The following is an 18,620-nucleotide window of genomic DNA, read 5'->3' as shown; positions in this document are numbered from 1 at the left end:
CGATCGAGTTCTTTCCGCTACCTAGGGCATTTTCTATGACCGAAATGCCCTATTTGTACTGGGCTTTTTTATACACTAGCACTGGGGTGAATAGTTACCAAATTTTTAAAGTTGTCTTGGAACATACTGATTTTTATAATGGGGTAAACGATTGGAAAACATGATTAGTTTGTTTAATTTCAACAAAGTCTGAGAAGAAAAAGAATCTCGTTCCATGCGATGAAGTTTGTGTTTGGAGAAGGGAAAATGTTAAAACTGTCATCGTTTAAATTAAAGATATTGCTTTCTACGATTTTTTATATGTGTGTAAGGTGATTATTGATAAAATGGTAATAAAAAGAGATGGAGGAAAACAAAAATGAAATGGTCAGAGTTACGTAAGCAATATCCGAATCAATTTGTTTTGGTGGAGGCTATTTCGGCTTGTTCGCAAAATGGCAAACGTATCATTAAGGAAATGGTAGTGATCGATCGGTATAATAGTGTGTCTGATGCATGGAATGGTTATAAACAGCAGCACAAAACTTTTCCGGAGAAAGAATTATATATTTTTCACACAAGTAAGGAGCAAATAGAGGTAGAAGAACAATATTTTATAGGGATTCGGGGGAGAGTATGAATATAAGAATAGAAAATGGATTACCTATTGTTTCTGTCGAAATAAAGTGTGGTGAAAAAGCCGTTCTTTTAACGGACGTGTTATTGGATACAGGTTGTGCTACGACCATTTTTGATACGGATGCACTCGCACAAATTGGTATAGAATTAGATATTATTAATGGAAGAACAAAACGAATGTACGGAGTAGGTGGATACAGCGAGCTTTGTTATGAACAAATCGTAAACAACGTTATAATTGATGGAAAGGAGCTAGTATCATTTTTATTACAACTGGGAATGACTAAAGAAATATATGGTTTTGACGGAATTTTAGGCGTAGACTTTATGGAGAGAACGGGAATGATTATTGATTTTAAAAATTTCATTATTAAATATGGATAAAAGCAATGTTTGAGTTTTGCCAAGAATGTTTTGTGCTTATATTCCTCATCTTGTTTTTTTGTTTTAATGTGATTTTACTCTTTTATATTCCCCTTTTAAGTTTCTACTTCCCCCTCGTTAGTTTTTGCTTATGATACCCCCGCTATTTTCAACAATTGACAAGTATTATACACAAGAAATGAAATTATCATCATCCCCTGATTTTTATATGGATTGCATTTATTGTTCCCTCCCCCTTCACAATTCTCCATCTTTATCCGATATAAAACATAGATAGTGTTCATGCAAAGGAGCGGGCGTTATGTCGGTGGAAAGGGTCTCTTCGCATTCTCCTTCTTATTTGTATGAAAGTGTTCGCAATGAAAAGGCAAGCAGCGTGATCGAGTCGCAAAAGCAGAATCATGCTAGCACTTCGGAAGCACCGCAGCAAAACATTCCAAAAGAAAAACTAGAAGAAGTAGTGAAAGGCTTAAACGAATTCCTTCAGCCAAGCCATACGTCGTTAAAGTTTGAACTGCATGACGAGCTGCAGGAATATTACGTACAAATCATTGATGAGCGAACGGATGAGGTCATTCGAGAAATCCCGCCGAAGAAGCTGTTGGATATGTACGCGGCGATGATGGAGTTTGTCGGGCTTTGGGTGGATAAAAAAATTTAACGGTGGTGAGTCGACATGGCGAATACGATGCGCATCAGCGGCCTCGCGAGCGGAATGGACATTGACAAAATCGTGAGCGATTTGATGAAAGCGGAGCGGGCGCCGCTGGATAAATTGAAGCAGAAAAAGCAGCTGCTCGAGTGGCAGCGCGATGACTACCGGTCGATGAACACGCTGCTGCAAGGGCTCGATGACTACTTGTTTTCCAACATCACGCTCCAAAGCAGCATGCTCAAAAAAACCGTCTCGAGCTCGAATGAATCGGTCGTCACAGCGACGGCGGGCTCGAGTGCGGCGAACGTGGCGACGACGATGCAAGTCAATCAAGTGGCCACATCGGCTGTCTGGCTGTCCGATGCAGGGACGAGAGTGGACAAGGCGAATTTTTCCGTTGCCGCTGATGTGACGCTGACGATCAACGTGACGAATGGGGATGGGACGAAGAAGCAGGCGACGATCACGGTGAAGCAAGGAACGACGCTCGATGGGGTGATCGCCCAACTCAACAGCAACCTAGATCTTGGCGTCAGCGCGTTTTACGACGAGCAGACCGGGCGGGTTTCAATCATGAAAAAAGAGACGGGGGCGCAGGCGAGTCTAGTGCTCGCTGACCAGGCGACGGTGGACTTTTTTGCGCAACTAGGGTTTACGAATACTGCGGCGGGGCAGGAGCTGACGGGAAAAACGGCGGGGAAAGACGCGCAAGTGACGATTAATGGCCTAACGACGACCCGCTCGGCGAATACGTTTACGATCAACGGCGTGACGTACACGCTCAAAGGGACGGGCGCGGCGACGGTGTCGGTGGCGACGGACGCGGACGCAATGTTTAACGCCATTAAAGGGTTTGTCGACAAATACAACGACACGATCGACAAAATCAACGCCGAGCTGAAAGAAGAGCGCTACCGCGACTATCTGCCGCTGACGGATGAACAGAAGGAAGCGATGACGGAAAAGCAAATCGAGCTGTGGGAAGAAAAGGCGCGCAGCGGAATGCTTCGCGGCGATTCGGTTTTGTCGAGCGCCTTAAGCCAAATGCGGATGAATTTGTACACGAAAGTCGAAGGGGCGAACATTCCAAGCGGGTTTTCGCAGCTCGCGCAAATCGGGATTACGACGTCGTCGAATTATCTTGACGGTGGGAAGTTGATCATTGACGAGACGAAGCTGCGGGAGAAAATCAAGGAAAACCCGGATGCCGTCTATCAGCTGTTCAATCAAGACGGGGCGACGGATGCGGAAAAAGGGATCGCCCGCCGCCTGCGCGATACGATCAAAGCGACGATCGGGAAGATTGAGCAAAAAGCGGGGAAGACGATTTGGACGAACCAGCAGTTTGCGATCGGCCGTGATTTAATCCAAATTAACGAGCAGATCGATCGTTTTGAAGACCGTCTCAAAGAAATCGAGGACCGCTATTGGCGGCAGTTTACGGCGATGGAAAAGGCGATTCAGCGGGCGAACGAGCAAAGTATGTATTTAATGAACGCCTTTTTCGGTGGAGCGCAATAAAGTGAAGCAGGTAAAGGAGTGAGATAAATGGCGACAAACAATCCGTATCAACACTACCAAGCGAACGCGGTGCAAACGGCGTCGCCTGGCGAGCTGACGTTGATGCTGTATAACGGGTGCTTGAAGTTTATCAAGCTCGCGCGCCAGGCGATCGAGAAAGGGGACATTGCGGCGCGCAATGAGAACTTGATTAAGGCGCAAAACATCATTTTGGAACTGATGAAGACATTGAAGATGGAGTATGAGGTTGCGAAGTCGATGATGACGATGTATGACTACATCTACCGCCGTCTGATCGAGGCGAATGTGAAAAGCGATGCGGCGATTTTGGATGAAGTGGAAGGGTATGTCGTCGAGTTTCGCGATACGTGGAAGCAAGTGATTCAGCTCCATCGGCAGCGCCAATACGCGGAAGGCGGGCAGGCGTAATGCGCGTGGTGCATGATGTATGGCGGGTGACGAAGGAGCTGCTGGAGGCGACGGCGTTGCCGTGGCCGTCCGAGGAGCGGGAAGAGCGGCTTCGGACGGTTGATCGATTGCTTCAGGAGCGCCAGGAGCTCCTTTGGAAGCTGCGTCCGCCGTACAGCGAGGAAGAGCAGCGGCTTGGCCGCGAGATCATCGCTTGGAATGAAGAAATTGAGAGGCGGCTTCACCGCGTGGGTGATGAGATTCGAAACGATTTGCGCATGGCGGGGGCGAAGCGGCAGGCGAACGCCCGCTACGTTCATCCGTACGAGCAGCCGCTTTCGATTGACGGGATGTTTTACGATAAAAAGCGATAAAGAAAAGGACAGCGCCGTGCTGTCCTTTTCGCTTCAAACTGCTTTCACAATCGTGATGTTCATCTGTTTCCGCAAGTCAATCTCATACGGGCTTTTCAGCTCCTCACCCGCGGGATTTTTGATGACGCGGACGATGGGGCGGAGCGGGAAACCCGGAAACACTTGCGAGACGACGCCGACTTCTCCGGTGTTGAGCTTAACGGTCGTGGCGACCGGGTAGACGGCGATGTAGGAAAGGAAGAGCTTAATGAGTTCGTAGTCCAGCATGCCGCCCGCCGCGGATAAGTATTCGGCTGCTTCGTGCGGCGAGTATTGTCTTCGATGGTAGCGCGCCGATGTCAAGGCGTCAAAAACGTCGGCGATGGCGACGATGCGGGCGTATTCGTGAATGTCATCGCCTGATAAGGCGCGCGGGTAGCCGCTTCCGTCGCACCGCTCATGGTGCTGCAAGGCGCAGTGGGCGGAAAAGAGCGAGATGTTGCGCTGGCGCCGCAGCAGTTCAAAGCCGAGATATGTATGACGGCGGACGATTTCCTTTTCCTCTTCCGTCAAGGCTCCTTTTTTTCGCCAAAGGCCGTCAGGCAGCTGGGTCATGCCGATGTCAAACAGCAGCGCGCCGATGCCAAGGTCAAGAAGCTGTTGGGGGCGATACCCTTTGGCGATGCCGATGACGCCGGCGATCGTGGCGACGTTGACCGAATGGTGGAAAAAGTAGCCGTTTGAGATGACCAAATCCGACAAGTTGATGAGCAAATCTTCTTGTTTGAGCAAATAGTCCAAAATGTCTTTGAACACGTTTTCGTACTCTTTTCCTAAATCGAGGGAAGACACACGGCTGAGCAGCTTTTTTTGCTCAATCAAGGCCGTCATCGTCTCGTACACTTTTTTCACCGCCTGCTGGCGCACGGTCGGGCTGATGAGCGGGCGCGGGCGGATGTCATAGGTTTGTTTGTCGTCAATATAAATGTATTGAACCCCTTTTTGCGCCAACGAGCGGATGTAGCCGCTTGTCAGCCGTACGCCGCGCGACAAAAGGACGCTGCCGTTGGCGGCGAACAAGTCGACAGCGAGCACGTCGCCGCTTTTTGCATGAGAAATATGGATCTTTCGCATTGTTCACACACTCCGTACTTTCCACACCGATTAAGAAAAAACGCCCATGCCTATTTTACCATATTTTCCTATGATTTTCACAAAATCTTCGAAAATATTTTTGATTGAAGCAGGGGTTTGATGGGTAATGAAAAAATGTAGGGATCTATAGTTTGAAAATAAGGAGTGGTCAGCCATGATGTATCACATTCGCGGGGAAAACATCGAAGTCACGCCTGCGCTGCGCGAGTACGTGGAGAAAAAAATCGGCAAGTTGGAGCGCTATTTCGACCGCACCGATGACGTGAATGTCCATGTCAATTTAAAAGTCTACAACGATGGACAAGGGAAAATCGAAGTGACCATTCCGATGCCGCATTTGTTGCTTCGGGCGGAAGAGCGCCATAACGATATGTATGCGGCGATCGATTTAGTGACGGATAAACTGGAGCGGCAAATCCGCAAACATAAAACGAAAGTCAATCGGAAGCTGCGCGACCGCGAGAAAGAAGCGAAGCTGGCCGCCCCTGTGCCAAGCGACGCTGCTGCGGCGGAGAACGACGAGGAATTTGAAATCGTGCGCACGAAACACTTCAGCTTGAAGCCGATGGACAGCGAAGAAGCGATTTTGCAGATGAATTTGTTAGGGCACAACTTCTTTATCTTTACGAACGCCGAAACGAATCGGACAAACATCGTCTACCGCCGCAAAGACGGAAAATACGGATTGATCGAGGCGAATTGAACGGTTGCCTCTTGTGCGCATCCCCTGCTTTTTTGGGCAGGGGATGTTATAATATGCATGAGAAAAATCAAAATGGGGGAGAGCAATGGAGGAATTGTTGCGTCAAATTTTGTCCAAGTTGGACAACATGGAAAAAGGGTTTTTGGTGTTCCAAGAAGAAACTCGCCAACGGTTTGAGCAGATGGATGGCCGTTTGACGGAGATGAACGGACGCCTCGTCGGCCTCGAACGGGAAATGGGCGCGGTGAAAGAGCGGTTAGACCGTGTGGAAACGCGGTTGAAAGGCGTAGAGGCCCGATTGGACGGCGTAGAGGCCCGGTTGAATGGTGTAGAGACCCGGTTGGACGGCGTGGAAACGCGGTTGAATGGCGTAGAGACCCGGTTGGACGGCGTGGAAACGCGGTTGGACGGCGTAGAGACCCGATTGGACAGCGTGGAAAAGCGGTTGAATGGTGTGGAAACTGAATTGGAGGAAGTGAAAGAGACGCTTCATCGGGTCGAAACGCAGCTTGTGGATGATGTGCAAATCTTGCTTCGCAAAATTCATGAAAAAGTGGAGGAGAAAAGTTTTGAAATTTATGCGCTGAATCGGCGCCTTCACCATGCGGAAGCGGCGATTGAGCAACTTCAGTCCAAGTTGTGATCCCCTCTCTTGGACATGCCCCCTCTTGAAGCCTGTACAACAGTTGTCACTGATCCCTGTAAATGATATGATGAAGAAGTGAGTCCATGAAAAATAAGGAGCGTTTCCTATGCTTGGAGTCTTAAAAAAAGTATTTGACCCGAACAAGCGTCAGTTGGCAAGGCTTGAGAAAATTGCCGATCAAGTCGACGCGCTCGGTCCGGAGATGGCCCGACTGTCCGATGAACAGCTGCGGCAAAAAACCGAGGAATTCAAAGCCCGCTACCAACAAGGCGAATCGCTCGATGATTTGCTTGTCGAGGCGTTTGCCGTTGTGCGCGAAGGGGCGAAGCGCGTCCTCGGTTTGTACCCATATAAAGTGCAAATTATGGGCGGCGTCGTTTTGCATGAGGGCGACATCGCCGAGATGAAAACGGGTGAAGGGAAAACGTTGACGGCGACGATGCCCGTCTATTTGAACGCCTTGACGGGGCGCGGCGTGCATGTCGTGACGGTCAACGAATACTTGGCAACGCGCGATGCGACGGAAATGGGCAAACTGTATGAGTTTTTAGGCATGACCGTCGGGTTGAACTTAAGCGGCATGTCGCGCGAGGAGAAGCAAGCGGCGTACAACGCCGACATTACGTACGGGACGAACAACGAGTTTGGTTTTGACTATTTGCGCGACAACATGGTGCTTTATAAGGAGCATATGGTGCAGCGGCCGCTTTATTATGCGATCATCGACGAGGTTGACTCGATTTTGATCGATGAAGCGCGGACGCCGCTCATCATTTCAGGGACGGCGCAGAAGTCGACGAAGCTGTACGTGCAGGCGAATGCGTTTGTCCGCACGCTGCGCAAAGATGTCGATTACACATACGATGAAAAATCGAAAAGCGTCCAGCTGACGGAAGAAGGAATGAACAAAGCCGAGCGGGCGTTTGGCATCGACAACTTGTTTGATTTGAAGCACGTGACGCTCAACCACCATATTCAGCTGGCGCTGCGGGCGCATGTTGTGATGCAGCGCGATGTCGACTACGTCGTGCAAGACGGAAAAGTGATCATCGTCGACCCGTTCACCGGGCGCTTGATGCATGGCCGCCGCTACAGCGATGGACTTCATCAAGCCATTGAGGCGAAGGAAGGGCTCGAGATTCAAAACGAGTCGATGACGTTGGCTACGATTACGTTCCAAAACTACTTCCGCATGTATGAAAAACTCGCGGGGATGACGGGGACGGCGAAGACGGAAGAGGAAGAGTTCCGCAACATTTACAACATGCGCGTCGTCGTCATTCCGACGAACCGCCCGGTGATCCGGGAGGATCGCCCGGATTTGATTTATCGGACGATGGAAGGGAAGTTCCGCGCCGTGGTCGAGGACATCGCCGCCCGCCATGCGAAAGGGCAGCCGGTGTTGGTCGGCACGGTGGCGATCGAGACGTCGGAGCTGTTGTCGGAGATGTTGAAAAAACGCGGCATCCCGCACAACGTCTTAAACGCGAAAAACCATGCGAAAGAGGCGGAGATCATCGCCAAAGCAGGACAAAAAGGCGCGGTGACGATCGCGACGAACATGGCCGGGCGCGGGACGGACATTAAGCTTGGCGAAGGGGTCAAGGAGCTTGGCGGACTGGCCGTCATCGGCACGGAGCGGCATGAAAGCCGGCGGATTGACAACCAGCTGCGCGGCCGCTCGGGACGCCAAGGCGACCCTGGGGTGTCGCAGTTTTACTTGTCGCTTGAAGACGAATTGATGCGCCGCTTCGGTTCCGAGAGCTTGATGGCGATGATGGACCGCTTGGGAATGGACGATTCGCAGCCGATCCAAAGCAAAATGGTGACACGGGCCGTTGAGTCGGCGCAAAAACGGGTCGAAGGCAACAACTTCGACGCCCGCAAGCAACTGCTTCAATATGACGACGTGTTGCGCGAACAGCGGGAAATCATTTACCGCCAGCGTTTTGAAGTGCTTGATTCCGACAACTTGCGCGGCATCATTGAAAACATGATCCGCTCGGTCATTGAGCGCGCCGTTCATGCTCATACGCCGAAAGAGGACTTGCCGGAAGAGTGGAATTTGAAAGGGCTCGTCGATTACGTAAATGCCCATCTGTTGCCAGACGGCGATGTGACGGAGGGCGATTTGCGCGGCAAAGAGCCCGAAGAGATGATCGAGCTGATTTGGGAAAAAGTAAAAGTGCGCTATGATGAGAAGGAAGCGCAAATCCCGCCGGAACAAATGCGCGAGTTTGAACGCGTCGTCGTCTTGCGCGCCGTCGATATGAAATGGATGAACCATATCGACGCGATGGAGCAGCTTCGCCAAGGCATTCATTTGCGTGCGTACGGGCAAGTTGACCCGCTGCGCGAATATCAGATGGAAGGCTACGCCATGTTTGAGGAGATGATTGCGGCGATTGAAGAGGAAGTCGCCACCTATATCATGAAGGCGGAAATTCACCATAACCTTGAGCGCCAAGAGGTGGCCAAAGGCGAAGCGGTTCACCCGAAAGAAGACGGCGAAGAGCCGAAGCGAAAACCGGTCCGCAAGGCGGTGCGCGTCGGCCGCAACGAACCGTGCCCGTGCGGGAGCGGGAAGAAATATAAACATTGTTGCGGAAGAACGGTGTAACGGTTTATAAATAATAGGGGGGCGCTGCCTCCATTTTGAATGGCAGATATGAACCATTGACATACTATATTCATGATGAGGTGAGGACAACATGATCGATTTGGTGGAAATTAAGCAAGAGCTTGAGAAAATGGCTAAGCGATTAGCGGAAATTAGGGGGTCTCTTTGACCTCGAAGCGAAGCAGGCGCGCATTCGCGAATTAGAGGAGCAAATGGCCGCGCCCAACTTTTGGGATGATCAAAAATCGGCGCAGGCGGTCATTTCCGAAGCGAATGCGCTTAAAGATCTCGTCGAGGAATTTTCCTCGCTTGAAGAACGGTTTGACAACTTGGAAGTGACGTACGAATTGCTCAAGGAAGAGCCGGATGACGAGCTCCAAGCTGAGCTGGTCGAGGAAGCGAAAAAGCTGATGAAAGACTTCAGCGAGTTTGAGTTGCAGCTGCTGCTCAATGAGCCGTACGATCAAAACAACGCTATTTTGGAGCTCCACCCGGGCGCGGGCGGCACGGAGTCGCAAGACTGGGCGTCGATGTTGTTGCGCATGTACACGCGCTGGGCGGAGAAAAAAGGGTTCAAAGTCGAGACGCTCGACTACCTCCCGGGCGAGGAAGCGGGGATTAAAAGCGTCACGCTGCTCATTAAAGGGCATAACGCTTACGGCTACTTAAAAGCGGAAAAAGGGGTGCATCGGCTGGTTCGCATCTCGCCGTTTGACGCCTCAGGCCGCCGCCATACGTCGTTCGTGTCGTGCGAGGTTGTGCCGGAGATGGATGATAACATTGAGATTGAGATCCGGCCGGAAGAGCTGAAAATCGACACGTACCGCTCGAGCGGCGCGGGCGGGCAGCACGTCAACACGACCGACTCGGCCGTGCGCATCACTCACTTGCCGACCGGGATCGTCGTCACGTGCCAATCGGAGCGGTCGCAAATTAAAAACCGCGAAAAAGCAATGAACATGTTGAAGGCGAAGTTGTACCAAAAGAAACTCGAGGAGCAACAAGCCGAACTCGCTGAGCTGCGCGGCGAGCAAAAAGAAATCGGCTGGGGCAACCAAATTCGTTCGTACGTCTTCCATCCGTACTCGCTCGTGAAAGACCATCGGACGAACGTCGAGGTCGGCAACGTGCAAGCGGTGATGGATGGGGAAATTGATGTGTTTATTGACGCGTATTTGCGTGCGAAGTTGAAGTAAAGGGCGATCATCGGATCGTCCTTTTTTCGCTTCAAAATCGTGTTTTGGCCTTTTGACGCATCTATGCTTTCGTGATACGCTGAAGGTAATGATAAGGAAAAAGGAGGGCGATGGCTTTGGCTGTGCGCAAACAATTGCTTTACGAACTGATTGACCGGTTGGATGAAACGGATCATCAAACAGCGTACGATTTTTTGATGTACTTGCTTGATCGATCCAGAAAGGAACGAATGGTATGGGAGCGGATTGACGAAACAGATGAAGAAACGTTGACGGAAGAAGAGCGCCAGCAGCTGCAAAGCGATGAAGGATATATCACCGGGGGAGAAGCCAAGCGTGAATTCGGGCTACAAGTTGATTTACCGTAGGGCCGCAGTCAAATTCATCGCTAGGCAAGAAAAAGAGGTTCAAGAACGGTTGGCCTCTGGGTTGCAAGGTCTGCTTGCGATCCCACCGCAGGGGGATATTAAAAAGTTGAAGGGGCAGGATGGATTATATTGGCTGCGAATCGGAACATATCGTGTGTTGTTTCGCATCGATCATGATGAACGAATCATCTATATTGAGGCGATCGGCAACCGTGGCGATGTGTATTGAGGCTTGTATTTTTTGGCTAGGGCGATCATCGGATCGTCCTTTTTTCCTTTATCATAGCAGACCGTTATCGCGTTAACCGGCTGTCATTTACTTACCAAAACGGGCATGCTATACTCACAGAGGAAGGTGGGGAAGCATGCGGAAGCGAAGAGAGAAGACCATGCCTCCGGCGGTGGAGGCGACTTTGGAGTATGCGTATGTTCTGGTCGGCGCGGCAGTTGTCGCGGTGGCGTTTAACGTGTTTTTGCTGCCGAATCGGATCGCCTCGGGCGGGGTAAGCGGCGTGAGCACGATTATGCACGCGCTGTTTGGCATTGAGCCTGCCTACGTCCAATGGGCGCTCAACATTCCGCTCTTTATCGCTGGCGTTGTGCTTTTGGGCCGGCAGTTTGGCGTCAAGACGTTTGTCGGGACGGTGTTCTTGCCGCTTGTCGTCTACATGACGAAAGGGATGGAGCCGGCGACGACGAATCCGCTTCTTGGCGCGATCTTTGGCGGTATCGGTGTCGGACTCGGCCTTGGCATTGTATTTCGCGGCCGCGCTTCGACGGGCGGCACCGATTTGGCGGCGCAAATCATCCATAAATATACCGGGCTGTCGCTCGGCATGTGTGTGATTTTGATTGACGGCTTGATCGTGTTGACTGCGGCGTTTGTCTTTGACATTGAGCGAGCGCTCTACGCGCTGATCGCCTTGTATGTGACAAGCAAAACGATCGACCTCGTCCAAGTCGGGCTTGGCTATTCGAAAATTGCCTTGATTATTACCAATGAAGAGGAAAAAGTGCGCCGCGCCATTTTGCACGAAATCGATCGCGGGGTGACGCGGCTGCCGGCGTACGGCGGTTACACCGAACACGAACGGCCGGTGTTGATGTGCGTCGTCGCTCAATCGGAGTTCACAAAATTGAAACAATTGGTCCGAACCATTGATCCGACAGCGTTTGTCGTCGTGGCCAACGCCGCTGAAGTGCTTGGAGAGGGATTTCAACGTACGTAAAACGGAAAAAATCGGTTATAATAAAGGAGAATGAAATTTTTGTTTTCTGGGGGGAGTTCGCCATGAAGTGGAAGTTGGCTGCGATGTTCCTTGGCGTTTCGCTCGCGCTTGCAGCATGCGGCGGCGGTGATGACAACGCCGGGGACCAAAACGGCGGCAATAACAACGGTGGAGGGGATACCGTTGCCGCTGCTGAACAAATCTATCAGCAAAACTGTGCATCATGCCACGGGCAAGACCTTTCGGGAGGGGTCGGTCCGAACTTGCAAAAAGTAGGAAGCAAATATTCGGCAGATGAAATTAAAGATGTCATCGCCAACGGCCGCGGCGCGATGCCGGCCGGAATCATCAAAGGGGAAGACGCTGATAAAGTGGCCGAGTGGCTGGCCGCGAAAAAATAATGGATGGATGTTTCTGACTCTTTGAAAGAAAAGATCGTTTCACTCAAGGAAAGTGCACCGCCTTGTTCGCTCAAGAACGGGGCGGTGTTTTCTGTTTTTGCGTCTTTTGTCCTAGTTTCTCCATTGTTCCCCATTTGAAATATAAATGTAAAATTCGACAATAGAAAATCGTGTTATAATAATCCTTGCGGAATTTTGCGGGATTCATTCGAAACAGCTCGAGAAATGGCAACAGGAAAGTCGAAAATAGGTGATGATGATGATTGAAATGCAAGATGTATACAAAACGTATCCAAACGGCGTTGTGGCGCTAAACGGCATCAACGTTCGCATCAAGCAAGGAGAATTCGTCTACGTCGTTGGACCCAGCGGAGCTGGGAAGTCGACGTTTATTAAGATGATGTACCGCGAGGAAAAGCCGACGAGCGGGACCATTATGATCAACGGCGTCAACCTTGCCAAGCTGAAAGACAGCAAAGTTCCTCTTTTGCGCCGCCATATCGGCGTTGTGTTTCAAGATTTCAAGCTGCTTCCGAAGCTCAATGTCTATGAAAATGTGGCGTTTGCGTTGGAAGTCATTGAAGAATCGCCGAAAGCGATCCGCAAAAAAGTGATGGAAGTACTCGACTTAGTCGGCCTCAAACATAAAGTCCGCTCTTACCCGAACGAACTGTCCGGGGGCGAACAGCAGCGCGTTTCGATTGCCCGCTCGATTGTCAATTCCCCCAAAATCGTCATTGCCGACGAACCGACAGGAAACTTGGACCCGGAAACCTCATGGGGCATTGTGGAGCTGTTTGAAAAAATCAACGACCGGGGAACGACGATTGTGATGGCGACCCACAACAAAGAGATCGTCAACGCGACCCGGCGGCGCGTCATCGCCATCGAAAACGGAAAAATTGTCCGCGACGAGGCGAAGGGGGAATACGGTTATGACGCTTCATACGTTTAAGCGCCACGTTCGGGAGAGCATGAAAAGCCTCGGCCGCAACGGTTGGATGACATTTGCGTCCGCGAGCGCCGTCACGGTGACGCTGTTGCTTGTCGGTGTCTTTTTTGTCGTCATGTTTAACATCAACCATTTCGCCAAAAAAGTCGAAAACGATGTCGAAATTCGCGTCCATATCGAGCTGACGGCTGACAGCCGGCAAAAAGACGCCTTGCGCCGGCAAATTGAAGCCATTCCAAACGTCAAGGAAGTGCGCTATTCATCAAAGGACGAAGAGCTGAAGCGGCTGATCAAAAGCATGGGGGAGGAAGGCTCGTCGTTCCGCTTATTTGAACAGGACAACCCACTAAGCGATGTATACGTCGTGAAAGCGGCCCGCCCGCAAGATACAGTGAAAATCGCCAAACAAATCGAAACATTGCCGTTCGTCCATAAAGTCAATTATGGCCAAGGGACGGTCGAGAAGCTGTTTGACGCACTGAAAGTGGCGCGCAACGTGGGGCTCGTGCTCATTCTCGGATTGTTGTTTACGGCGATGTTTCTCATTTCCAACACGATCAAAATTACGATTTTCGCCCGCCGCCGCGAAATTGAAATCATGCGGCTCGTGGGCGCGACGAACGGGTTTATCCGCTGGCCGTTCTTTTTGGAAGGGCTATGGCTTGGAATGCTTGGCGCTCTCTTCCCGATCGCGGCGCTTTCGATCGTGTACTACAACGTGTATCAAGTGTATGAACAGTGGGTTTCCTTGCCGTTTTTTGAACTTCTTCCGTTTTCGCCGTTTATGTGGCAGTTAAGCGGGCTGCTGCTAGTGATTGGCGCCGGCATCGGCGTCTGGGGAAGCGTTATGTCTGTGCGCAAGTTTTTAAAAGTATAAATGATAGAAAGGGAGAGGGGAAAGATGAAAAAGAAACGCATGTTGGCGCTCGCTGTTGCCGGGGCGCTTGGGCTGGGCATTCTCCCGCCGGCGGCGGACGCCGTCAGCACTCGTGATATCGAACAAAAGCGGGGCGAGATCGACGCGCTTCGTTCGAAGCGGTCCGATGTCGAGCAAAAAATCAATGAGGCGCAAAAAACGATCGAATCGCTTCGCTCGCAACAGCGCCAAGTTGCCAATGACATTCAAAAACTCAACGTGGCGATTGACGAAACGAGCGGCAAAATCCGCAACGTCAGCAAAGATATTGATGAAACCGAGCAGGCGATCGAGACACTGAAACAAGAGATTGCCGAAATTCAAGAGCGGATTGAAAAGCGGAATGAAATTTTGAAGGAGCGGCTTCGTTCCTTGCAGGAAAGCGGCGGAGCGATCAGCTACTTGGAAGTGTTGCTCGGCGCCCAAAGCTTCAGCGACTTCATCGACCGGATGAGCGCCGTCACCACGATTATGGAAGCGGACCAGCAAATCATTCGTGAACAGGAAGCGGACAAAGCGCTGAAAGAAAAAAAGGAAACAGAATTGACCGAAAAGCGGAACAAGCTGCAAGCGGATTTGCAAGAATTGAAGCAGCTGCAGGCTGAACTGGCTGGCCAGTTGGAACAAAAAAATCGCCTGATGGCTGATTTGAAGCAAAAAGAGGAAGAAGAGCATGATCATAAGATGGCGCTTGAAGAAGAAAAAGAACTGATCGCCAAACAAGAAGCGGCGGTGAAAGAGCAGCTTGCCGAACTCGAACGGCAAAAACGGGCGGAAGAAGAAGCGAAACAGAGGGGACGTACATATACCGCGCCAAACGATGGAGGATCGTCATCAGAAGAAGCGCCATCGGGCGGCAGCACACCGCCTGTGTCGAGCGGGGCCTTCACCCGTCCAGCCAACGGTCCGATCAACTCGGGCTTTGGCTACCGGTTTGGTGGCACGGACTTCCATCCCGGGGTCGACATTGGCAAGCGAGCTCCTGTTGTGCCGGTTGTCGCGGCAGCGGACGGCATTGTGTTCCGCTCCTACTATTCTAGCAGCTACGGCAACGTCATTTTCGTCAGCCATGTCATCAACGGACAAACGTACACAACCGTCTACGCCCACCTCGAGGCGCGTCTGGCCGGGGAAGGACAGCGCGTCCGCAAAGGGCAAGTGATCGGCTATATGGGCAATACCGGGAATTCGACCGGTCCGCACCTTCATTTTGAACTGCACCGCGGTAGCTGGAACCCAGGAAAAACGAATGCGGTCGATCCGCGTAATTACATCGCTTTCTAAATTCTGCTATACGCAACTTGTCTGTCTATGAGGCGGACAAGTTGCGTATTTTTTTGTCATTCGTTCGTGTCGACTGCCGGTGAAAAACGGCCATTTTCCTTCAACAGGTATTGGCAGCCGCCATAAAGAATCGGGTTTTAACAGGCTTCTCAACTTGAGAAAGGCGCGTGTTGGGCAGGCTTCTCATGAAATCAACAGTCTTCCGGGCGGGGGGCGGCCATTGAAACTGCCTTGTCCTCTTCGTCCGTTTTCCTTTCTCTTGACTCTGTACCGTAGTACACCGTTTATAATGGGAAACAACGAGGAGAAACGTTTCGTCATGGTGAGGAGGGGGAACGGACGAAATGGTCAAACCATCGTTTTGGGCGGTGCTGGCGCTGCTCAGCTGCCCGTGCCATTTGGCGCTTGTTCTGCCGCTGTTGGCCGGAACATCGGCCGGTGCGTATTTGATCCGGCACCAAAGTCTTGCTGTTGGTCTTTTGACGGTGTTATGTTTCGTTTCACTGACAATGATATTTTACAGGCGAAAGCCAAAACCGTCAGGCGAAACGGCCGGCTGCTCCCCGGGGAAAACGGGAAACGGCGATGAGGCGTGCTGTGCTCCGTTCAGGCAGGAGTGACGTTCGTGTTTTTTTGTGGTAGGAGCCGCCTTTTTGCTCAAAACTAGGAAAGACCACTTTTCATTAAGGAGTGTTTGTGACCATGAAAACGTACCGAATGAATGTACAAGGCATGACATGCACCGGTTGTGAACAACATGTCACTGCAGCGCTGGAGGCGATTGGGGCCAAGCAGATTGACGTCAGCTTCCGGCGCGGTGAAGCGGTATTCGCGCTTCCTGATGGCACGGATATTGGCCTGGCGAAACAAGCGGTCCGAAACGCTCATTACGAGCCGGGGGATATCGAGGAGATCACCGTGCCAGCCACCCCTTCCTTCGATGGCGGGGGAGAGTATGATTACATCGTCATCGGTTCCGGCGGGGCCGCGTTTTCCTCGGCGATCGAAGCGGTGAAATACGGGGCGAAAGTAGCCATGGTCGAACGCGGCACGGTCGGGGGGACGTGCGTCAATATCGGCTGCGTGCCGTCAAAGACGTTGCTTCGGGCTGGGGAAATCAATGCGTTGGCGCGCAATCATCCGTTTTTTGGCCTGCATACCTCTGCCGGTCCGGTTGACTTGGCGCCGTTAGTGAAGCAAAAAAATGAATTGGTCGGACAGCTTCGCCAAGCGAAGTATGCCGATTTAATCGCGGAGTACGGGTTCGATTTCATCCAAGGGGAAGCCCGATTCGTCGGACGTCAAACGATTAACGTCAACGGCCAAACGCTGTCGGCGAAACGGTTTTTGATTGCGACGGGTGCTTCCCCGGCCGTGCCGGACATTCCGGGGCTCCATGATGTCGATTACTTGACAAGCACGACGCTGCTTGAGCTGAAAAAGGTGCCGAAGCGGCTTGCTGTCATCGGCGCCGGTTACATCGGGATGGAGTTGGGGCAGCTGTTCCACCATCTTGGCTCCGAGGTGACATTGATGCAGCGGAGCCCGCGCCTCTTGAAAGCGTATGACCCGGAAATTTCCGAAGCGGTGGCAGAGGCGCTCGCGGAACAAGGCATCCGCGTCATCACGGGCGCTTCGTTTGAACGGGTCGAACAAAACGGAAACACGAAAAACGTATATGTGAACGTAGACGGGCGCACCCGGGTCATCGAAGCGGACGAACTGCTTGTGGCGACGGGGAGAACGCCGAATACAGCCGCGTTGAACTTGCCGGCAGCCGGTGTGGACGTCGGGGCGCGCGGGGAGATTTTGATTGACGAATACGGGCGAACGACGAACCCGTACATTTATGCGGCAGGCGATGTCACGCTTGGCCCGCAGTTTGTCTATGTCGCAGCCTATCAAGGCGCCGTTGCCGCAGCCAATGCCGTCGGCGGACTGAACAAGCGCTGGGATACGGCCGTTGTTCCGGCGGTGACGTTCACCCATCCGGCCATCGCCACCGTCGGGTTGACTGAGCAACAGGCGAAAGAAAAAGGGTATGACGTGAAAGCGTCTGTCTTGCCGCTTGAGGCGGTGCCGCGCGCGATCGTCAACCGGGACACGACAGGAGTGTTTAAACTCGTGGCTGAGGCGCGCACGGGCAAGCTGTTAGGCGCCCATGTTGTGGCGGACAATGCCGGTGATGTCATTTATGCCGCCACGTTGGCGATTCAATTCGGATTAACGATTGACGACCTTCGCAGCACGTTGGCTCCGTATTTAACGATGGCGGAGGGGCTGAAATTAGCGGCGCTGACGTTTGACCAAGATGTTTCGAAGTTATCGTGCTGTGCGGGATGAGGCCTTCGAATTGGGCCGCCGCTTCGCGGACCGTTATGAAGGGGCTAGAACTCATTGCGGTTGCAATGAAGCGGAATAAGAAGCGATCCGTTTGGCCGGGCGCTTCCCGATTCATAACGAAATGTCGGCGCAACGTTCCTATTTCCTTAACCCTGTACGATCGTGCACGGTGATCCTTTTGGGTGAGGTGGTTATGTGAAACATTACCGCATCGGGGAGCTGGCAGAAAGATGCCATGTCAATAAAGAAACCATTCGGTACTACGAACGGAAGGGGCTCATTCCCGAAACCGAGCGGACGGAAGGCGGATACCGTCTGTATACGGAGGAAACCGTCAGGCGCATCCAGTTTATTAAGCGGTTGCAAGCGCTCGGGTTCACCTTGGCAGAGATTGATAAACTGCTTGGCGTTGTCGATCGGGATCGCGACCGATGCAAAGATATGTACCAATTTGTCGAGCAGAAAATCAAGGAGATCAAGGAGAAGATTCAGGACTTAATGAAAATGGAGGCGATGCTCCTTGAGCTGAAGGCATGTTGCCCCCATGAGGAGAATCTCTACAACTGCCCGATTATTGACTTATTGCTCGAAGGGGCATATTTCAGCAAGGTCGATGATATGTGGTTTTGGATGCGGGATATTGTCCCAAATGAACGATGGAAATAAACGGGCGATGGGAGGCGCCGGCAGCTTTCGGCAGCGCCATAGGAAACACATGGGCCGTCCCTTGGGGCGTCGCGGCAACGGGGGTCAGGAAATAGGCGGCGGGAAGCCCCAATCAAAATAAAGCTGCTCTCATTAGCCGGGTTCCCGGCTAATGGGGGCAGCTGTTTGTCTGCTCAACGGTTTTTTCGCCTGTTTCCCGATT

At 51.8% G+C, this 18,620-nt stretch carries 21 protein-coding genes; 20 read left to right on the top strand and 1 reads right to left on the bottom strand.

The annotated features are described in order from the left end of the window. Nucleotides 1-358: 358 nt before the first annotated feature. The 6 genes from CV945_RS08675 (at nt 359) to fliT (ending at nt 3,960) form a co-directional block, all read left to right on the top strand. A complete protein-coding gene (locus CV945_RS08675) occupies nt 359-619 on the top strand; it encodes a hypothetical protein (RefSeq protein WP_100659575.1) in 261 nt (86 codons plus the stop codon). After that, a complete protein-coding gene (locus CV945_RS08670) occupies nt 616-1,002 on the top strand; it encodes a pepsin/retropepsin-like aspartic protease family protein (protein WP_100659574.1) in 387 nt (128 codons plus the stop codon). The genes CV945_RS08675 and CV945_RS08670 overlap by 4 nt, the downstream gene beginning before the upstream one ends. Before the next feature lie 301 nt (nt 1,003-1,303). Beyond that, nucleotides 1,304-1,663 (top strand): flagellar protein FlaG, encoded by a 360-nt coding sequence (flaG, locus tag CV945_RS08665; protein ID WP_100659573.1) that lies wholly within the window; start codon nt 1,304-1,306, stop codon nt 1,661-1,663. A gap of 15 nt (nt 1,664-1,678) precedes the next feature. Next, on the top strand, nt 1,679-3,178 hold the full coding sequence (locus CV945_RS08660) for a flagellar hook-associated protein 2 (RefSeq protein ID WP_100659572.1): 1,500 nt from the start codon (nt 1,679-1,681) through the stop codon (nt 3,176-3,178). Nucleotides 3,179-3,205: 27 nt separating this feature from the next. Then, the gene (gene fliS / locus CV945_RS08655) at nt 3,206-3,607 is read left to right on the top strand and encodes a flagellar export chaperone FliS (RefSeq protein WP_015375824.1); all 402 of its coding nucleotides are present in this window, start codon (nt 3,206-3,208) and stop codon (nt 3,605-3,607) included. Further along, nucleotides 3,607-3,960 (top strand): flagellar protein FliT, encoded by a 354-nt coding sequence (fliT, locus tag CV945_RS08650; RefSeq protein ID WP_100659571.1) that lies wholly within the window; start codon nt 3,607-3,609, stop codon nt 3,958-3,960. The genes fliS and fliT overlap by 1 nt, the downstream gene beginning before the upstream one ends. A gap of 33 nt (nt 3,961-3,993) precedes the next feature. Here the strand turns inward: fliT and CV945_RS08645 are convergent, their stop codons facing one another. Then, complete coding sequence (locus tag CV945_RS08645) at nt 3,994-5,073, bottom strand: HD-GYP domain-containing protein (RefSeq protein ID WP_100659570.1); 1,080 nt, start codon at nt 5,071-5,073, stop codon at nt 3,994-3,996. A 175-nt stretch (nt 5,074-5,248) separates the two neighbouring features. Between CV945_RS08645 and hpf the strand changes: the two genes are divergently transcribed. The 14 genes from hpf (at nt 5,249) to merR (ending at nt 18,418) form a co-directional block, all read left to right on the top strand. Next, nucleotides 5,249-5,797: a ribosome hibernation-promoting factor, HPF/YfiA family gene (hpf, locus tag CV945_RS08640; RefSeq protein ID WP_100659569.1), complete on the top strand. Its 549-nt coding sequence runs from the start codon at nt 5,249-5,251 to the stop codon at nt 5,795-5,797. An 85-nt stretch (nt 5,798-5,882) separates the two neighbouring features. Continuing rightward, entirely contained in the window at nt 5,883-6,440 is a 558-nt protein-coding gene (locus tag CV945_RS08635) for an LA_3659 family protein (protein ID WP_100659568.1), read from the top strand. Nucleotides 6,441-6,549: 109 nt separating this feature from the next. Then, nucleotides 6,550-9,063, top strand: a complete 2,514-nt coding sequence (gene secA / locus CV945_RS08630; protein WP_100659567.1) for a preprotein translocase subunit SecA — start codon at nt 6,550-6,552, stop codon at nt 9,061-9,063. Nucleotides 9,064-9,154: 91 nt separating this feature from the next. Further along, a protein-coding gene (prfB, locus tag CV945_RS08625) for a peptide chain release factor 2 (RefSeq protein ID WP_145994827.1) occupies nt 9,155-10,259 on the top strand; the annotation gives its coding sequence in 2 pieces (ribosomal slippage) (nt 9,155-9,229 and nt 9,231-10,259; 1,104 coding nt in all). A 110-nt stretch (nt 10,260-10,369) separates the two neighbouring features. Further along, a complete protein-coding gene (locus tag CV945_RS08620) occupies nt 10,370-10,627 on the top strand; it encodes a hypothetical protein (protein ID WP_082825792.1) in 258 nt (85 codons plus the stop codon). Beyond that, nucleotides 10,596-10,856: a type II toxin-antitoxin system RelE family toxin gene (locus tag CV945_RS08615; RefSeq protein WP_063329607.1), complete on the top strand. Its 261-nt coding sequence runs from the start codon at nt 10,596-10,598 to the stop codon at nt 10,854-10,856. The genes CV945_RS08620 and CV945_RS08615 overlap by 32 nt, the downstream gene beginning before the upstream one ends. A 136-nt stretch (nt 10,857-10,992) precedes the next feature. Then, the gene (locus CV945_RS08610) at nt 10,993-11,856 is read left to right on the top strand and encodes a YitT family protein (protein WP_063329606.1); all 864 of its coding nucleotides are present in this window, start codon (nt 10,993-10,995) and stop codon (nt 11,854-11,856) included. A 62-nt stretch (nt 11,857-11,918) separates the two neighbouring features. Continuing rightward, nucleotides 11,919-12,257 (top strand): cytochrome c551, encoded by a 339-nt coding sequence (gene cccB, locus CV945_RS08605; protein ID WP_100659566.1) that lies wholly within the window; start codon nt 11,919-11,921, stop codon nt 12,255-12,257. 259 nt (nt 12,258-12,516) lie between these two features. Then, nucleotides 12,517-13,212 carry a cell division ATP-binding protein FtsE gene (gene ftsE, locus CV945_RS08600; protein ID WP_100659565.1) on the top strand — a complete coding sequence of 232 codons (696 nt, stop codon included), beginning with the start codon at nt 12,517-12,519 and terminating at the stop codon, nt 13,210-13,212. Continuing rightward, the gene (gene ftsX, locus CV945_RS08595; RefSeq protein WP_100659564.1) at nt 13,193-14,086 is read left to right on the top strand and encodes a permease-like cell division protein FtsX; all 894 of its coding nucleotides are present in this window, start codon (nt 13,193-13,195) and stop codon (nt 14,084-14,086) included. The genes ftsE and ftsX overlap by 20 nt, the downstream gene beginning before the upstream one ends. Nucleotides 14,087-14,110: 24 nt before the next feature. Beyond that, complete coding sequence (locus CV945_RS08590) at nt 14,111-15,409, top strand: murein hydrolase activator EnvC family protein (RefSeq protein WP_100659563.1); 1,299 nt, start codon at nt 14,111-14,113, stop codon at nt 15,407-15,409. A 344-nt stretch (nt 15,410-15,753) separates the two neighbouring features. After that, on the top strand, nt 15,754-16,029 hold the full coding sequence (locus CV945_RS08585; RefSeq protein ID WP_044741908.1) for a transporter: 276 nt from the start codon (nt 15,754-15,756) through the stop codon (nt 16,027-16,029). A gap of 82 nt (nt 16,030-16,111) precedes the next feature. Next, on the top strand, nt 16,112-17,752 hold the full coding sequence (gene merA / locus CV945_RS08580; RefSeq protein ID WP_100659562.1) for a mercury(II) reductase: 1,641 nt from the start codon (nt 16,112-16,114) through the stop codon (nt 17,750-17,752). A 195-nt stretch (nt 17,753-17,947) separates the two neighbouring features. Next, the gene (gene merR / locus CV945_RS08575; protein WP_100659561.1) at nt 17,948-18,418 is read left to right on the top strand and encodes a mercury resistance transcriptional regulator MerR; all 471 of its coding nucleotides are present in this window, start codon (nt 17,948-17,950) and stop codon (nt 18,416-18,418) included. Nucleotides 18,419-18,620: the final 202 nt, after the last annotated feature.

This window comes from Geobacillus sp. Manikaran-105 (genome assembly GCF_002809955.1).
In the GTDB taxonomy this organism is placed as follows: Bacteria; Bacillota; Bacilli; order Bacillales; family Anoxybacillaceae; genus Geobacillus; species Geobacillus thermophilus.
The sequence above is the reverse complement of the archived record's forward strand: the minus strand, read 5'-3'. Positions and strand labels throughout refer to the sequence as shown.

What these genes read in the sequence shown, in the direction of transcription:
- CV945_RS08610 (WP_063329606.1), top strand. Translation starts at nt 10,993, where the DNA reads ATGCGGAAGCGAAGAGAGAAGACCATGCCTCCGGCGGTGGAGGCGACT.
- CV945_RS08585 (WP_044741908.1), top strand. Translation starts at nt 15,754, where the DNA reads ATGGTCAAACCATCGTTTTGGGCGGTGCTGGCGCTGCTCAGCTGCCCG.
- CV945_RS08660 (WP_100659572.1), top strand. Translation starts at nt 1,679, where the DNA reads ATGGCGAATACGATGCGCATCAGCGGCCTCGCGAGCGGAATGGACATT.
- merA (WP_100659562.1), top strand. Translation starts at nt 16,112, where the DNA reads ATGAAAACGTACCGAATGAATGTACAAGGCATGACATGCACCGGTTGT.
- fliT (WP_100659571.1), top strand. Translation starts at nt 3,607, where the DNA reads ATGCGCGTGGTGCATGATGTATGGCGGGTGACGAAGGAGCTGCTGGAG.
- cccB (WP_100659566.1), top strand. Translation starts at nt 11,919, where the DNA reads ATGAAGTGGAAGTTGGCTGCGATGTTCCTTGGCGTTTCGCTCGCGCTT.
- CV945_RS08590 (WP_100659563.1), top strand. Translation starts at nt 14,111, where the DNA reads ATGAAAAAGAAACGCATGTTGGCGCTCGCTGTTGCCGGGGCGCTTGGG.
- CV945_RS08620 (WP_082825792.1), top strand. Translation starts at nt 10,370, where the DNA reads ATGGCTTTGGCTGTGCGCAAACAATTGCTTTACGAACTGATTGACCGG.
- CV945_RS08635 (WP_100659568.1), top strand. Translation starts at nt 5,883, where the DNA reads ATGGAGGAATTGTTGCGTCAAATTTTGTCCAAGTTGGACAACATGGAA.
- ftsE (WP_100659565.1), top strand. Translation starts at nt 12,517, where the DNA reads ATGATTGAAATGCAAGATGTATACAAAACGTATCCAAACGGCGTTGTG.
- hpf (WP_100659569.1), top strand. Translation starts at nt 5,249, where the DNA reads ATGATGTATCACATTCGCGGGGAAAACATCGAAGTCACGCCTGCGCTG.
- fliS (WP_015375824.1), top strand. Translation starts at nt 3,206, where the DNA reads ATGGCGACAAACAATCCGTATCAACACTACCAAGCGAACGCGGTGCAA.
- CV945_RS08675 (WP_100659575.1), top strand. Translation starts at nt 359, where the DNA reads ATGAAATGGTCAGAGTTACGTAAGCAATATCCGAATCAATTTGTTTTG.
- CV945_RS08670 (WP_100659574.1), top strand. Translation starts at nt 616, where the DNA reads ATGAATATAAGAATAGAAAATGGATTACCTATTGTTTCTGTCGAAATA.
- secA (WP_100659567.1), top strand. Translation starts at nt 6,550, where the DNA reads ATGCTTGGAGTCTTAAAAAAAGTATTTGACCCGAACAAGCGTCAGTTG.
- ftsX (WP_100659564.1), top strand. Translation starts at nt 13,193, where the DNA reads ATGACGCTTCATACGTTTAAGCGCCACGTTCGGGAGAGCATGAAAAGC.
- CV945_RS08645 (WP_100659570.1), bottom strand. Translation starts at nt 5,073, where the DNA reads ATGCGAAAGATCCATATTTCTCATGCAAAAAGCGGCGACGTGCTCGCT.
- flaG (WP_100659573.1), top strand. Translation starts at nt 1,304, where the DNA reads ATGTCGGTGGAAAGGGTCTCTTCGCATTCTCCTTCTTATTTGTATGAA.